This is a genomic window from Prevotella sp. 885, assembly GCF_002265625.1.
Lineage (GTDB): Bacteria > Bacteroidota > Bacteroidia > Bacteroidales > Bacteroidaceae > Prevotella.
In genome coordinates this window covers 1-1453 of the sequence record NZ_NOVE01000120.1, presented here as the reverse complement: position 1 = coordinate 1453, position 1453 = coordinate 1, and the positions used below count along the sequence as shown (strand labels likewise).

The window sequence follows — 1453 nt, the reverse complement described above, 5'->3', positions numbered from 1 at the left end:
GTTTTCATCCGTCCATTCCTTAATGTGACGGTGTCTTCCTTCCTCCAATCTTTGTTTAAAATTGAAATTAACTCGTCTGTCCTTATCTGCCAAATTAAGGCGAAGCGGCATCATCAGAATTATAGGAGTGACTCCTGCAAGTTTGTCATCAGACATTCTGCCTTTCACTACTCCAAAGATTGACTCTACCGGATCAGAACTTGCATTGTGCGATTCTCCTTCATTAACGAATGCCATTTCACGTTCTACATATTCCAATATGAATGAGCCGACTTTGCATTGTCTTTCATTTCCGGACATTAGACTTGTAGTTACAAGTTGCTTGCACCGACTAATTGTATCATGCGACCAACCGTTATTTTTTACATCCTTCTCTATCTTTGTTATACAATCCATCGTTTCTGCCAGTTCGTCGACTAGAGAGGCATTGTGTGGAATAAAGGCATAAATGCTCTTTATATCATCTCGGAGAGTGTGATATAAGTATTGCATACGACTAATCCAATCAATCCATTTTGACATATTCATAAAGCGTGCAATGCTTCGTTGTGAAGGAGGTTGCACATACGCTACATCTTGCATGTTATATTTGAAACGCGCAAGTTGAACATTATTGGAAAGTTCTTGAAAATCAGCTTCTTTCTTATATACTCTTTCGAGAAACATACCAAGAGTGTGGCTTATGTCCGAATGATGGGCATAACCAGCCTCTCTTACTGCCTTACATACAGTGAAACCATTGTCACTGATAACATATTCAGGTTTGTGTCCGATCTTATCAGCAACCTTCTCCAGAACATTTTTAATGCTTGTTCCATTCCAACTCTTTGCAATAGAAATATCAACAATAGTAATATCTTTTTCCGTAATTGCAGAACCGGCATTAATGGCAGGCATAGCAAGTGTAAGCAGAAGTTTTTCACTGCCTATCATCATGCTTTCATCAACAATCAAAGCATATCGCTTGTCCTTGAATAGGCTGCATGATTCCTTATAGACACTAAGTCCCAATTCTTGCGTCCAATATCCAATCGTTGTATATGCGGGAACTTTACCGAACACATTGCCCATAAACTCATTTAGAATATTGAATATCTCAACAATCTGTCGTGAGCCTACAGACAAACGTGCATAAAAAGCCACACTAAGAGCAACCATCAAACTGGAGTAATGATGTCGTCCAATAGATTCATCATTCGTTCGAAAGTCTCCTTGTCCAATCCAACGTTCGGTTTCTCTTTTTTTTTGAGTACAGAACGATACTTGGCATTGTTTGACTGAGCAGTGGACAACCTTCCCTTGAGATTGCGTTTGTCTCTTTGAAGAGATTCTTTCTCTTTCTTGAGTTTTTCCACCTGCTTTTTAAGCTTTTCTATTTCTCTATCTTGGGCTGACTTTTTCATAACCTTCATATGCTTTATTTATGTAAAGTTACTAAAAATCAACGAGTTAT

At 38.4% G+C, this 1453-nt stretch carries 2 protein-coding genes; both read right to left on the bottom strand.

The features are described from left to right. Window positions 1-1158: hypothetical protein (locus tag CHL74_RS15330; RefSeq protein ID WP_094882013.1), on the bottom strand; the 1158-nt coding region annotated here is incomplete at its 3' end. Next, a complete protein-coding gene (locus CHL74_RS15325; RefSeq protein ID WP_141241365.1) occupies window positions 1158-1403 on the bottom strand; it encodes a hypothetical protein in 246 nt (81 codons plus the stop codon). The genes CHL74_RS15330 and CHL74_RS15325, both read right to left, overlap by 1 nt. Between the last annotated feature and the right edge of the window lie 50 nt (window positions 1404-1453).

Coding starts and splice junctions, on each gene's coding strand:
- CHL74_RS15325 (WP_141241365.1), bottom strand. CDS start 1,403: ATGAAAAAGTCAGCCCAAGATAGAGAAATAGAAAAGCTTAAAAAGCAG.